The organism is Mesorhizobium sp. M1E.F.Ca.ET.041.01.1.1 (assembly GCF_003997355.1).
GTDB lineage: Bacteria > Pseudomonadota > Alphaproteobacteria > Rhizobiales > Rhizobiaceae > Mesorhizobium.
In genome coordinates, this window is record NZ_RZSL01000153.1 from 1 (window position 1) to 11,790 (window position 11,790).

The following is an 11,790-nucleotide window of genomic DNA, read 5'->3' on the forward strand; positions in this document are numbered from 1 at the left end:
ACAAAAGCGTTTAACCGTCTTTCGTGCGGGCGGGCAAGCGCAAAGAACAAAGATCGAACACGCTCCTGACAAAGCGCTGTGGAAACAGCGACTGCCAAAAGCCGTCCTGTCCGATCCGCGGGAAGCAGGCGACTTACCTGGACGTAACCTCCAAGCGATCACATTTTCCCGTAACCGGCTATTCAAAGGTTGACGTCCCGGACCCGCGGGAGCAGTCTCGAAGGCGTCAACGAAGCCGGCCGTCTTTCGATGGCCTCGCCACCAAGAGGTGGCCTGCGAGACGCCGCAGGCGTTAGCGATTTGTGCTTCGAACGACATTGTCGCAACGGACCCAGGAGCGGAGCATGACGCCACCGGACAGTCCATTGAGGCTCCACGCGTTGATGGAGCCGCGGCAGGCATAAGTGCCAGGGTAGGCGCGAGCGCCGGCCCGACAAACCGTGACTTGCCGATTCCGTACAATCAGAGACCATAGTCGGATCGTCGGCTCAGTGCCGCGTTGCATCCGAAACAGAACGCCGGCAGTCCACTCCCGGCTAAAGTTGGGTTTCAGATCCATGAAAGCCCCGTCCACCTGCGGAAGCAGTGGCGGGGCTTACATTTTGTGAGTGGGAGCTTTGGTAGGCCGAAATGGCCCTCAGTGGCTGGGAGGCCTGATGCCGCCCGTTGCCATGTCGATGGTTATGCTACCGGAAATCCTGACATCGGTATCGCCGATCTTGAACGTGCCATTGTTGCCGGCGGGCTGCGCGTCGTCCAGCTCAGGCTGCGGAGCAGGCTTGGCGATGCGATAGTCGCTGCTGACGCCCGGCAATTTCTGCGTCGAGCTGTCGTCGGCAAAAGCTGCCGCGCTGCCAATCAGAGAGCCAACGAGAGCGGCGAAGGCGATGCGCAAATGGCTGGATGTCCGGTGCGTCGTCATTCCTCGACTATAGAGGCACGTCGAAATCGGGGCCAGACGCGTCACAATCAAATTGCCGCGCGGTCTCACGTTGATGCATGTCGTTGCTCCGGAACCGCTACACACTTCCGGGCGACATGCCTTAAAGCGCGTTGCGCTGAAGCGGATTCAGGCGACGCGCTTTAGGTCTTTGTTTTGATGCATGTCGTTCTCCAAAACCGCTGCGCACTTTTGGGCGACATGCATTAGGCATTAGGCGGCTTTCTTGCGCGTGTCGTAGACGTGGTCGACGAGGCCCCAGGCCTTGGCTTCCTCGGCGGTCATGAAATAGTCGCGGTCGAGCGTGCGCTCGACGTCTTCATATGTCCGCCCGCAATGCCTTGCATAGAGTTCCGTCATATGGCGCTTGGTGCGCAGAATGTCCTCGGCGTGGCGCTGGATGTCGGAGGCTTGGCCCTGAAAACCGCCCAGCGGCTGATGCAGCACGATCCTGGTGTTGGGCAGCGCGATGCGCCGGCCGGGTGAGCCGGCCATCAGCAGGAAGGAGCCCATCGACGCCGCAAAACCCATGCAGACCGTCGACACCGGGCAGGAGATGTATTGCATCGTGTCGTAGATGGCGAAGCCGCTGGTCACCACGCCGCCAGGCGAGTTGATGTAGATCGATATCTCCTTGTCGGGATGATCGGATTCCAGCGACAAAAGCTGCGCGCAGACCAGCGCCGACACGCCGTCATTGATCTCGCCGTTGATGAAGACGATGCGCTCGCGCAGCAGTCGCGAGAAGATGTCGAAGGCGCGTTCGCCGCGGCTCGACTGCTCGATCACCATCGGCACCAGATTGGCAAGGGCGCTCATTGGCCAAGGCTCCTCGGTTCGTTGATCAAGCCGCGCGCAGCATCATAAAGGGCGCATTGGCGGCGGTCGGGTTCTTGCGCGCGTCGAGCGACAGCCCGCAGCCGGCACCGGCCACGGCGACGACAGGATGCGCTGCTACGAAGCCGTCATGGACGATGCTGAGATGCGTGCCGCCGGAAACCGTGGGCTCGAGCGTGAAGGTGACGACGCTGTCGAAGGCCGGAAGCCGATCAGCGTCTGCGCCCGGCCGCTCGCGCCAGGAATAGCGCAGCAGCTTGCCGGGCTCGGCCTCGAGCACCTCGCATTCGATCGGCGCATCCGGCCCGGCAAAGGCGAAGCGCTTGCCCGCCTCCGGCTTCATGTCGTTGGGCATCATCCAGGCGGCGAGCAGTTCCGGCTCGGTCAGCGCGCGCCAGACTTTTTCCGGCGGATCCGGAAGCTCGCATTCGAAGCTCAGCGGTGCACCGGTCGCTGCCGGATGTTTTATAGCCGTCATTGATCCATTTCCTTCAGAACCGTCTTCAACCTCTCGATTCGCTCCGGCCAGAAGGCGCGGTAACGTTCGATCCAGCCGAGCAGGGGATCGAGCCCTTGCGGGTCGGCGCGATAATAAGCGTTGCGGCCGGCGCGCCGCTCGATCACGAGGCCGGCGCCGCGCAGTACGGCAAGATGCTGCGAGACCGCGGGCTGCGACACGCTCATGCCGGCGCGCAATTCGGACACGGTCAATTCGTCGGCCGCCAGCCGCTCATAGACGGCGCGCCGTGTCGGATCGGCCAGCGCCCGGAAAATCTCTGCTTCGATCATGTGCGAAGCATAAGTCGATACTTATTGGTTTGGCAAGTGCCGTTTTAGGATATCCAGCGTTTCACCGGCTCCGCGGCTCCGTCGAAGCTTGCCTCGAAGATCGGTGATGCGAGCACGGCATGGATATGAAGCGTGCCGGAACCAACGTTTCGAAAGCCATGCTTGCGGTGCGCGGGAATGATCAGCGACTGCCCGGCGGTGAGTCCGGCGCGTCGGTCTTCGATCCACATTTCGGCTTTACCGGCAATCACTGTCAGCACCTCTTCCACTGGATGCGAATGCGTCGGCGCGCCGGCACCTGGCCCGACCCACTGCTCGAATATGCAAAGCTCGGCGACGCCATTGGCGGCGGCGATCTGCATGCGGGTCTCCACTTCGGCTCGCCACATCTCTCGCGGCCGATCCTCATGCGTAACGATGTTCATTCGGATGTCTCCTCTTTTGTTTCCTACGCAGAACACTACTTCTTGGTGACATTCCTTGACAGGAGCAGCCGTCAAGAATAGAACGAAAAGAGAACAAAAACCTTGTGGGAAAAGCCAGCCTTTGCGGGCATGGGCGATCGGCAGGCTGTAAGGTGCGGCGACGTAAAATTGTTTCGGATGAGCGCGGAGAAATAAGATGGCGGGTAGCGTCAATAAGGTCATTCTGGTCGGCAATCTCGGGGCGGACCCTGAAATCCGCCGGCTGAATTCGGGCGATCCGGTCGTCAACATCCGCATCGCCACGTCGGAAAGCTGGCGCGACAAGAATTCCGGCGAGCGCAAGGAGAAGACCGAGTGGCACAATGTCGTCATCTTCAACGACCAGCTCGCCAAGGTGGCCGAGCAGTATCTGAAGAAGGGCATGAAGGTCTATGTCGAGGGCCAGTTGCAGACGCGCAAATGGCAGGACCAGACCGGCAATGACCGCTACACGACCGAGGTCGTGCTGCAGAAGTTCCGCGGCGAATTGCAGATGCTCGACGCGCGTGGCGAGGGTGGCGGCGGCCAGGTCGGCAATTATTCCGGCGGCGGCAACAGCCGCGGCTCGGATTTCGGCCAGTCCGGCCCGAACGAGGGCTTCAGCCGTGGTGGCGGTGGTGGTTCCAGGGGCGGTGGCGGCGGCTCGTCGCGCGAGCTGGATGACGAGATCCCGTTCTAAGCACCGGGATCGCGCGGTGGCTATTTGAGGGGAAAGCGATGTCGCTCGGACCGCTTTTGTCCTCGCCATTTCCCATTCCGTGGCATGCGTTCGCGGCCTTTGCTGCATTGGCAGTCGGCGGCGCCCAACTGGCGCTGCCGAAAGGCACGCCGCGCCACCGTGCGATGGGCTATGTCTGGGTGGCGCTGATGCTGGTCATCGCCATCTCGAGCTTCTGGATCCAGCAGATCCGGCTCATCGGACCGTTCAGCCCGATCCACATCCTGTCGATCCTGGTGCTGGTCACCGCGCCGCTGGCGGTGTGGTATGCGCATACGCGTCGCGTCGCCGCCCATCGTGGCGCCATGATCAAACTCTATGTCTTCGCCCTGGTCGGCGCCGGCATCTTCACGCTGCTGCCGGGCCGCATCATGCATACGGTCGTGTTCGGCCAGTAGGGCAATATTTTCGAGGAAAGTCATGAAAGCACGCGTCAAATGGGTCGAGGAACGCACCTTTGTCGGCGAGTCCGGCAGCGGTCACAAAGTGGTGCTGGGCACGGCGCACGGGCCGGAAGGCCGAACGCCGGGGCCAAGCCCGATGGAATTGGTGCTGATCGGCACCGGCGGCTGCTCGGCCTATGACGTCGTCCACATCCTCGAGAAGGGCCGCGAGGCGGTCGAGGACTGCGTGGTCGAGCTCGACGCCGACCGTGCCGAAACCGAGCCGCGCGTCTTCACCCGCATCCACATGCATTTCATCGTCAAGGGCCGCGCGCTGTCGCGCGACAAGGTCAAACGGGCGATCGACCTTTCGATCGAGAAATACTGCTCCGCCACGGCGATGATGGCCAAGACCGCGACCGTCACGCATGATTTCGAGGTCGTTGATACGGCGGTGAAATAGGGAATAGGCAGTAGGCAGTAGGCAGTAGGCAGTAGGGATGCTGCTCAAGCCGCCATCAGCGCCCTGACGCCGTCGGCCACGAACTGCACGGCAAGCGCCGCCAGGATGACGCCGAGCAGCCTTGTCAGGATCGAGCGGCCGGTCTGGCCCAGGATGCGGTCGATGCGCTCGGCCAGCACGAACACCAGAAAGGTGAGCACAAGACAGATCGCGATGATGCCGACCAGGGCCGCCTGCGCGGCAAAGCCTTCGAAGTGTCCCGACAGCAGCACGGTCGCCGAAATCGCGCCCGGGCCGGCGATCAGCGGGATCGCCAGCGGGAAGGCGGCGATGTTGTGGATCATGTCCTTGGTGATGGCGACGTCGCCGATTTTCTCCTTGCGGTCCTGGCGGCGCTCGAACACCATTTCGAAGGCAATGAAGAACAGCAGGAAGCCGCCGGCGACGCGGAAGGCCGGCAGTGTGATGCCGAACACCGACAGGATCGAAGCGCCGGCGACAGCGAACAGCGCCATCACCAGGAAGCCGATCACCGACGCGCGGACGGAAACCTGCTGACGCTCCTCGCGGTTCATGCCGCGCGTCACGGCGAGAAAAAGCGGCGCCAGCCCCGGCGGGTCGATGGTCACCAGTATGGTGACGAAGGCGTTGAACAGGCTGTCGAAGCTCGGCATCGCTGGTCCCCTCCCGCCGGGCGAAGCCCAAGCTCTTCAATTGGTAGAGCAAAGCCGGGGCGCTGGAAACAGGCGGAAGGGAAATCAGCCGGCTATTCGGCTTTGCCGCAATAGGCCTCCAGGCGGTAGCCGTCAGGGTCGATGACGAACGCCGCGTAGTAGTTATCGCCATAGGCCGCGCGGAGCCCGGGCTGGCCATTGTCCTTGCCGCCCGCTCGCAGCGCTGCTGCATGGAACGCATCGACGCCGGCGCGTGTCGGTGCCGAAAAGCAGAAGTGCAGGCCCGAGTCCGTGTCTTCCGGCACCGGCCGGCCGGCGTCGTTGACCCAGAGCTGGACAGCTTCAGCGCCGTAGCCGAGCGAGCCGGGGGACTGGCTGAGGCAAGAATAGCCGAGCGGCTGCAGCGCGGCGTCGTAGAAGCGTTTCGAGGCATCGGCGTCGCGGACGCCGATCGAGACATGGTCGAGCATTGTTTTCTCCATGATTACAGGTGGTTGATGGCTCAGGTTGGAGTCGATCGGCGGGCCAGAAACTCCACCTCGATGCGCCAGGTCGCGCCGCCGTCATGCGAGCGCTCGCCCAGCCAACGGAACGAATTTTCTGTGATGCGCGAAAAGCTCCAGCGCACCGATGCACCGGTGCCGTCGGCGCCGACCTGCACGATCGTGTCGCCCTCGGCGCGGCCGAGTTGCCGGCTGTAATACTGGTTGCGAGGGTCGCTCCAGAAAATGTGCCAGGCGTCGATGCCGGGGTCGTAGACGCGCAGCGTCGTGCCATAGAAGGTCCATGGCCCAAGCGACGGCGAGGGGCCGGCATCCCGCGCGGGCAGGATCCAGACATCCTGAACCGCCTTGCCTTCCAGGACCCAGCCGAAATGCACCTCGCCGCGCCCGGCAAGCTTGGTGCCGTCCTCCAAAATGCGCGTGGCGTCGAAGGTCCAGGCGCCGATGAAGCAGCCGTAGAGTTTCAGCTTTTCGGCAAGATCCGGATTGGGCCCGTCGCTGTGCAGGGCTTCGGCAAAAGGATCGGTCATGGCTGCTGCCTCGTTTGTCAGGAGAGGACTAGCAATAGGGGCCGGCAGGGTTCTGCGCTTGGGAAAAATTGCTATCTTTCGGTAATGGCGACGACTGACAGATACCTTGCTTCGGGGCCTGGCTGGCAGGTGTGCGACGTGATCTGCACGGCACGCGCCGGCGACAGGCCGTTCGAGGAACAGCATCGCAGTTTCTGCCTCGCCGCCGTGACCAGAGGCACCTTCCGCTATCGCACGCGCCAGGGTACGGCGATGCTTGCTCCCGGCGCCATCCTGCTCGGCAATCCCTGCGCCTGCTACGAATGCGGTCACGAGCATGGCGCGGGCGACCGCTGCCTCTCCTTCCATTTTTCTCCGACGTATATGGAGCGCGTCGTCGCCGACGTGCCGGGCGCGGAGCGGCTTGGCTTTGACGGTCCAAGCCTGCCGCCCTTGACGGCGCTGGCATCATTGCTGGCGCAAGCGGAGGCTGCGCGGGAAACGGGCGATGCCGAGGCATTCGAAGAACTCGGGCTCAACATTGCCGGCGCTGTGGTCGCGGCTGCAGCCGGCTCTCCCAAGGTCGCGCCGACACCCAGCCGCCGCGACCAGAAACGCGTTGCCGAGGCGGTGCGCCTGATCGAGGTCAACGCCGACCGGCCGCTTTCGCTCACCGAACTTGCCGACGGCACTGCGACCAGCCCGTATCATTTCCTGCGCACGTTCCGGCATGTGGCCGGCATGACGCCCTACCAGTTCCTGCTGCGGACCAGGCTGCACCGCGCCGCGGTGCAATTGCGCGCGTCGGACGAGGCGATCTCGACGATCGCTTTGGATGCCGGCTTCAACGATCTGTCGACCTTCAACCGCCGGTTCAAGCGCGAGATGGGCGAGGCTCCCGGCGCCTATCGCGCCCGCCGTTCCAGTCGACCGGGTTGACGGCGATGGCAGTAACGATGGGCTCGCGTGGCTCATCATTGCGCTTCGTCCTGCTGTTGAGGTCGTCCCGGGCCAAGCGATTTGATGGCGGCGTCGACGCTTTGGAATATCCGCTGCGTGCCGACCAGGTCGGCGACCCCGAACCGTCTCAGCGCCTCCTGGGCGCGGAGCGATTCCATGCGCGCGACGGCAAAGACGGCGCCTTTGTCGCGGCAATGGCGGATGACGTCGATCAGCGCCTGGGCGGCGGTGTAGTCGATCTCGACGATGTTGCTGGCCTCCAGCACCACTAATTTCACCTCATCGCTTCTGGCGTCGACCAGATCGCGCAGGCCGCGCTTGAAACGGTCTGCGTTGACGAAAGAAAGCGGCGCCTGGAATGCAGCCACCAGCACGCCGGGACGCTGCTCACCCGCGCTGGGACCGCTTGGCGGCCACCAGACCGACGTGCCCGGCACCTGCGCCAGCGCAATCGGCTCAGTGCGCGTGGAGCCCCAGATGCCGTGCAGCAGCGACAGGCCGATGCCGATCGCCACGCCGGTCTCGATCGGCAGGACGACGATCGCGACCATGGTGATCAGGATCAGCGCGAACTCGAACGGCGCTTGGCGATAGACGGCGGCGAACACCTGCCAGCGTAGGATATGCTGGGCGACGAACATCAGCACGCCGGCAAGGGCTGCCTGCGGCACGTTGGCAAGCAGGCTTCCGCCAAAGGTGCTGAGCGCCAGCACGATGGTCGCGGCAATCAGGCCGGACAGCTGCGAGCGACCTCCGGTCTGGGCGGCGATGGCCGTGCGCGGAGGACTGGAGTTGACGGCAAAGGCACCGAACAGGCCGGCCACGATGCTGCCCGCGCCAACGCCGACAAAGTCACGGTTGACATCGGGCGCTTCGCCATCCTGCGGCGCGAAGGATCGGCTGGTGGCCGCCGTCTGCACCATGACGACGATGGCGATCAGCAGCGCGAGCGGGAAAAGGGCCTGCGCATCCCGGAAGTCGACGGTCGGCATTTCGGGCGTCGGCAACCCGTTCGGCAAGGCGCCGAGCACTTCGACGCCCCGGTTCTGCAAATCGAAGATAGTGACGGCGAGTGTGGCCAGCATCATCCCGATCAGGGCCGCGGGGATGCGGGCGCTGATGCGCGCGGCAATGAAAACGATCGCGAACACGCCGAGCCCGGGCGCCAGGCTCCACGGATTGGCGAGGTGGAGATTGGCGGCGATTTCGTCGATGCGCCGCAGCGTCTCGCCGGTTTCCGGCGGCAGGCCGAGAAGTCCGGGCAATTGCGAGACGATGATATGGACGGAAATGCCGGCGAGAAAACCGGTCGTCACCGGCACCGAAAGGAGATCGGCGATCCAACCGAGACGGAAGATGCCGCTGAACGCCACCAGCAGCCCGACCATCAGCGCCAGCATGGCCGCCAGCGCCAGATAATGCGGCGAGCCGGATGCCGCGATCAGTGCGAGGCCGCCGGCGAAAAGCGGCGTGATCGTCGAATCCGCCCCGACCGAAAGATGGCGATTGGCGCCGAAGAACGCAAAGGCCACGGATCCGGCGACGAAGGCGAAGAACCCGATCCCCGGCTGGAAGCCTCCGAGCCTGGCCGTCGCCATCTGTTCGGGAATGGCGATCGCCGCCAGCGTGAAACCGGCGGCCAGGTCGCCGTTGAGGTCCTTTGCCGTCCAGCCGCTGAGCGCCCGCAGAGGCAGCCATGAGGTCCAATTCATTGCATTTGCTATTTCCGCCCGAGGGTGACGATCCATGGCCGACCTTGCCCCTGTGGCGGCGAAATCGACCTTGGCCATATCGTCGCAATCAACGGTATCCTTTTGAAATTACCACCAAAATTGTCTCTGGAAAAGTGTCGCCGCCATTGGAGTTTCAGCCCGGCATCCTATATAAGCGGTGAGTGATTCCCGACAGGATTGTGACCTGATTTGACCGACCAGAAGACACCGCGCGGGCCGGAGGGCGGCCCCATCGGCATCGAGCCGATTTCGATCATCGAGGAGATGCAGCGCTCCTATCTCGATTACGCCATGAGCGTGATCGTCAGCCGCGCGCTGCCCGATGTACGCGACGGCCTGAAGCCAGTGCATCGGCGCATCCTCTATGCCTCGCATGAGAGCGGCTATCACTGGAACCGTAAATATGTGAAGTCGGCGCGTCCGGTCGCCGACGTGATGGGTAAATACCATCCGCATGGCGACGCCTCGATCTACGACGCGCTGGTTCGCATGGCGCAGGACTGGTCGTTGCGCGTGCCGCTGATCGACGGTCAAGGCAATTTCGGCTCGATCGACGGCGATCCGCCGGCGGCGATGCGCTACACCGAGTCGCGGCTGACCAAGGTCGCGCATGAATTGCTGGAGGACATCGACAAGGAAACCGTCGATTTCCAGGATACTTACGACGCTTCCGGCAGCGAGCCGAAAGTGCTGCCTGCGCGCTTCCCGAACCTTCTGGTCAACGGCTCGGGCGGCATCGCCGTCGGCATGGCCACCAACATCCCGCCGCACAACCTGGCCGAGGTCTGCAACGGCGCCATCGCCATCATCGACAACCCCGCCATCGACCTGCCGTCGCTGATGGAGATCGTGCCCGGTCCGGATTTCCCGACCGGCGGCATCGTGCTTGGCCGTTCCGGCATCTACAGCGCCTATTCGACGGGGCGCGGCTCGATCGTCATGCGTGGCCGCGTCAATATCGAGGCGCGCGGCAACGACCGTGAATCGATCGTCATCACCGAGATTCCCTATCAGGTGAACAAGGCGGCGATGATCGAGAAGATGGCCGAACTGGTGCGCGAGAAGCGCATCGAGGGCATCTCCGACATCCGCGACGAGAGCGACCGCCAGGGCTACCGCGTCGTCGTCGAGTTGAAGCGCGAGGCCGTCGCCGACGTCATCCTCAACCAGCTTTACCGCTTCACGCCCCTGCAAACGTCGTTCGGCGCCAACATGGTGGCGCTGAACGGCGGCAAGCCGGAAGTGCTGACGCTGATCGACATGCTGAAGGCCTTCGTCGGCTTCCGCGAGGAGGTGATCAGCCGCCGCACGAAATACCTTTTGCGCAAGGCGCGCGAGCGCGCCCATGTGCTCGTCGGTCTCGCCATCGCCGTCGCCAACATCGACGAGGTGATCAAGCTGATCCGCACCGCGCCCGATCCGCAGACGGCGCGCGAGCAGTTGATGGAACGGCGCTGGCCGTCCCACGACGTCGCTCCGCTGATCAAGCTGATCGACGATCCGCGCCACCGCATCAACGAAGACGGCACCTACAATCTCTCCGAGGAACAGGCGCGCGCCATCCTGGATCTGCGGCTGCAGCGCCTGACCGCGCTCGGCCGCGACGAGATCGCCGACGAGCTGAACAAGATCGGCGCCGAAATCGTTGATTATCTTGACATTTTGTCTTCCCGCGCGCGCATCCAGAAGATCGTCAAGGACGAGCTCATCGCCGTCCGCGACGAGTTCGGCACGCCGCGCCGCACCGAGCTCGCCGAGGGCGGGGCGGACATGGAAGACGAGGACCTGATCCAGCGCGAGGACATGGTGGTGACGGTGAGCCATTCCGGCTACATCAAGCGCGTGCCTCTGTCGCTCTACCGGGCGCAGCGCCGCGGCGGCAAGGGCCGCTCCGGCATGTCGACCAAGGAAGAGGATTTCGTCACCCGGCTGTTCGTGGCCAACACGCACACGCCGGTGCTGTTCTTCTCCTCGCGCGGCATCGTCTACAAGGAAAAGGTGTGGCGTCTTCCGGTCGGCAACCCGCAATCGCGAGGCAAGGCGCTGATCAACATGCTGCCGCTCGAGCAGGGCGAGCGCATCACCACCATCATGCCTCTGCCGGAGGATGAGGCAAGCTGGGGCGAGCTCGACGTGATGTTCGCCACCACGCGCGGCACGGTGCGCCGCAACAAGCTGTCCGACTTCGTCCAGGTCAACCGCAACGGCAAGATCGCGATGAAGCTGGAGGAAGAGGGCGACGAGATCCTCGGCGTCGAGACCTGCACCGACAACGACGACGTGCTTCTGACGGCCAATTCCGGCCAGTGCATCCGCTTCCCGGTCGGCGACGTGCGCGTCTTTCAGAGCCGCAACTCCGTCGGTGTTCGCGGCATCGCCATGGCCGAGACGGACCGCGTGATCTCGATGTCCATCATCGAGCATGTCGACGCATCGCCTGCCGAGCGCGCCGCCTATCTCAAGCGCGCCGCCGCCGAGCGGCGGCTTGCCGCCGGTACTGTCGGCGAGGAGGAAGAGATTGCGCTGACCAATGAGGAGATCGGCGAGGAAGCCGAGCTTTCCGACGAGCGCTACGAATTCCTCAAGGCGCATGAGCAGCTTGTGCTGACGGTGACCGAATATGGGTACGGCAAGCGTTCGTCGTCCTACGATTTCCGCCTGACAGGCCGTGGCGGCAAGGGCATTCGCGCCACCGATGTCTCGAAAGTGGCCGAGATCGGGCGCCTTGTCGCGACTTTCCCGATCGGCAACGACGATCAGATCATGCTGGTTTCGGACGGCGGCACCGTCATTCGCGTGCCAGTGGAGGGCATACGC

15 protein-coding genes are annotated in these 11,790 nt (G+C 63.7%); 6 read left to right on the forward strand and 9 right to left on the reverse strand.

The annotated features are described in order from the left end of the window. Positions 1 to 193: hypothetical protein (locus EOA38_RS39745; protein WP_210212965.1), on the forward strand; the 193-nt coding region annotated here is incomplete at its 5' end. Positions 194 to 637: 444 nt separating this feature from the next. On the opposite strand, the gene EOA38_RS14970 is transcribed toward EOA38_RS39745, so the two are convergent. The 5 genes from EOA38_RS14970 to EOA38_RS40355 form a co-directional block, all read right to left on the reverse strand. Further along, positions 638 to 922 carry a hypothetical protein gene (locus tag EOA38_RS14970; RefSeq protein WP_127299553.1) on the reverse strand — a complete coding sequence of 95 codons (285 nt, stop codon included), beginning with the start codon at positions 920 to 922 and terminating at the stop codon, positions 638 to 640. Positions 923 to 1,153: 231 nt separating this feature from the next. Then, positions 1,154 to 1,759: an ATP-dependent Clp protease proteolytic subunit gene (locus EOA38_RS14975; protein ID WP_127299543.1), complete on the reverse strand. Its 606-nt coding sequence runs from the start codon at positions 1,757 to 1,759 to the stop codon at positions 1,154 to 1,156. A 25-nt stretch (positions 1,760 to 1,784) separates the two neighbouring features. Beyond that, complete coding sequence (locus tag EOA38_RS14980) at positions 1,785 to 2,255, reverse strand: SRPBCC domain-containing protein (RefSeq protein ID WP_127299544.1); 471 nt, start codon at positions 2,253 to 2,255, stop codon at positions 1,785 to 1,787. Further along, positions 2,252 to 2,566 (reverse strand): metalloregulator ArsR/SmtB family transcription factor, encoded by a 315-nt coding sequence (locus EOA38_RS14985; RefSeq protein WP_126093810.1) that lies wholly within the window; start codon positions 2,564 to 2,566, stop codon positions 2,252 to 2,254. Before EOA38_RS14985 ends, EOA38_RS14980 begins: the two co-directional genes overlap by 4 nt. 44 nt (positions 2,567 to 2,610) lie before the next feature. Then, on the reverse strand, positions 2,611 to 3,204 hold the full coding sequence (locus EOA38_RS40355) for a cupin domain-containing protein (RefSeq protein ID WP_245480834.1): 594 nt from the start codon (positions 3,202 to 3,204) through the stop codon (positions 2,611 to 2,613). Between EOA38_RS40355 and EOA38_RS14995 the strand changes: the two genes are divergently transcribed. The 3 genes from EOA38_RS14995 to EOA38_RS15005 are packed head-to-tail and all read left to right on the forward strand — an operon-like array spanning position 3,188 to position 4,594. Next, positions 3,188 to 3,709: a single-stranded DNA-binding protein gene (locus tag EOA38_RS14995; RefSeq protein WP_126093812.1), complete on the forward strand. Its 522-nt coding sequence runs from the start codon at positions 3,188 to 3,190 to the stop codon at positions 3,707 to 3,709. The two genes, EOA38_RS40355 and EOA38_RS14995, sit on opposite strands and share 17 nt — an antisense overlap. Before the next feature lie 38 nt (positions 3,710 to 3,747). Further along, the gene (locus EOA38_RS15000) at positions 3,748 to 4,146 is read left to right on the forward strand and encodes a DUF2306 domain-containing protein (RefSeq protein WP_127299545.1); all 399 of its coding nucleotides are present in this window, start codon (positions 3,748 to 3,750) and stop codon (positions 4,144 to 4,146) included. A 22-nt stretch (positions 4,147 to 4,168) separates the two neighbouring features. Then, positions 4,169 to 4,594: an OsmC family protein gene (locus EOA38_RS15005; protein WP_127299546.1), complete on the forward strand. Its 426-nt coding sequence runs from the start codon at positions 4,169 to 4,171 to the stop codon at positions 4,592 to 4,594. A 44-nt stretch (positions 4,595 to 4,638) separates the two neighbouring features. Here EOA38_RS15005 and EOA38_RS15010 read toward each other — a convergent pair whose 3' ends face one another. The 3 genes from EOA38_RS15010 to EOA38_RS15020 all read right to left on the reverse strand — a co-directional run bounded on the left by EOA38_RS15010 (position 4,639) and on the right by EOA38_RS15020 (position 6,301). After that, positions 4,639 to 5,268, reverse strand: a complete 630-nt coding sequence (locus EOA38_RS15010) for a MarC family protein (RefSeq protein ID WP_127299547.1) — start codon at positions 5,266 to 5,268, stop codon at positions 4,639 to 4,641. A 92-nt stretch (positions 5,269 to 5,360) separates the two neighbouring features. Then, the gene (locus EOA38_RS15015; protein ID WP_127299548.1) at positions 5,361 to 5,738 is read right to left on the reverse strand and encodes a VOC family protein; all 378 of its coding nucleotides are present in this window, start codon (positions 5,736 to 5,738) and stop codon (positions 5,361 to 5,363) included. Positions 5,739 to 5,770: 32 nt separating this feature from the next. Next, positions 5,771 to 6,301 carry a hypothetical protein gene (locus EOA38_RS15020; protein ID WP_127299549.1) on the reverse strand — a complete coding sequence of 177 codons (531 nt, stop codon included), beginning with the start codon at positions 6,299 to 6,301 and terminating at the stop codon, positions 5,771 to 5,773. Between the two features lie 84 nt (positions 6,302 to 6,385). On the opposite strand from EOA38_RS15020, the gene EOA38_RS15025 reads away from it, so the two are divergent. Further along, positions 6,386 to 7,219 (forward strand): AraC family transcriptional regulator, encoded by an 834-nt coding sequence (locus EOA38_RS15025; RefSeq protein WP_127299550.1) that lies wholly within the window; start codon positions 6,386 to 6,388, stop codon positions 7,217 to 7,219. A gap of 35 nt (positions 7,220 to 7,254) precedes the next feature. Here the strand turns inward: EOA38_RS15025 and EOA38_RS15030 are convergent, their stop codons facing one another. Beyond that, complete coding sequence (locus tag EOA38_RS15030; protein ID WP_245480835.1) at positions 7,255 to 8,952, reverse strand: SulP family inorganic anion transporter; 1,698 nt, start codon at positions 8,950 to 8,952, stop codon at positions 7,255 to 7,257. A 210-nt stretch (positions 8,953 to 9,162) separates the two neighbouring features. Here EOA38_RS15030 and gyrA point away from each other — a divergent pair. Then, on the forward strand, positions 9,163 to 11,790 hold a 2,628-nt coding region (gene gyrA / locus EOA38_RS15035; RefSeq protein WP_127299552.1), incomplete at its 3' end, for a DNA gyrase subunit A.

What these genes read in the sequence shown, in the direction of transcription:
- EOA38_RS14970 (WP_127299553.1), bottom strand. Translation starts at nt 922, where the DNA reads ATGACGACGCACCGGACATCCAGCCATTTGCGCATCGCCTTCGCCGCT.
- EOA38_RS14975 (WP_127299543.1), bottom strand. Translation starts at nt 1,759, where the DNA reads ATGAGCGCCCTTGCCAATCTGGTGCCGATGGTGATCGAGCAGTCGAGC.
- EOA38_RS14980 (WP_127299544.1), bottom strand. Translation starts at nt 2,255, where the DNA reads ATGACGGCTATAAAACATCCGGCAGCGACCGGTGCACCGCTGAGCTTC.
- EOA38_RS14985 (WP_126093810.1), bottom strand. Translation starts at nt 2,566, where the DNA reads ATGATCGAAGCAGAGATTTTCCGGGCGCTGGCCGATCCGACACGGCGC.
- EOA38_RS14995 (WP_126093812.1), top strand. Translation starts at nt 3,188, where the DNA reads ATGGCGGGTAGCGTCAATAAGGTCATTCTGGTCGGCAATCTCGGGGCG.
- EOA38_RS15000 (WP_127299545.1), top strand. Translation starts at nt 3,748, where the DNA reads ATGTCGCTCGGACCGCTTTTGTCCTCGCCATTTCCCATTCCGTGGCAT.
- EOA38_RS15005 (WP_127299546.1), top strand. Translation starts at nt 4,169, where the DNA reads ATGAAAGCACGCGTCAAATGGGTCGAGGAACGCACCTTTGTCGGCGAG.
- EOA38_RS15010 (WP_127299547.1), bottom strand. Translation starts at nt 5,268, where the DNA reads ATGCCGAGCTTCGACAGCCTGTTCAACGCCTTCGTCACCATACTGGTG.
- EOA38_RS15015 (WP_127299548.1), bottom strand. Translation starts at nt 5,738, where the DNA reads ATGCTCGACCATGTCTCGATCGGCGTCCGCGACGCCGATGCCTCGAAA.
- EOA38_RS15020 (WP_127299549.1), bottom strand. Translation starts at nt 6,301, where the DNA reads ATGACCGATCCTTTTGCCGAAGCCCTGCACAGCGACGGGCCCAATCCG.
- EOA38_RS15025 (WP_127299550.1), top strand. Translation starts at nt 6,386, where the DNA reads ATGGCGACGACTGACAGATACCTTGCTTCGGGGCCTGGCTGGCAGGTG.
- EOA38_RS15030 (WP_245480835.1), bottom strand. Translation starts at nt 8,952, where the DNA reads ATGAATTGGACCTCATGGCTGCCTCTGCGGGCGCTCAGCGGCTGGACG.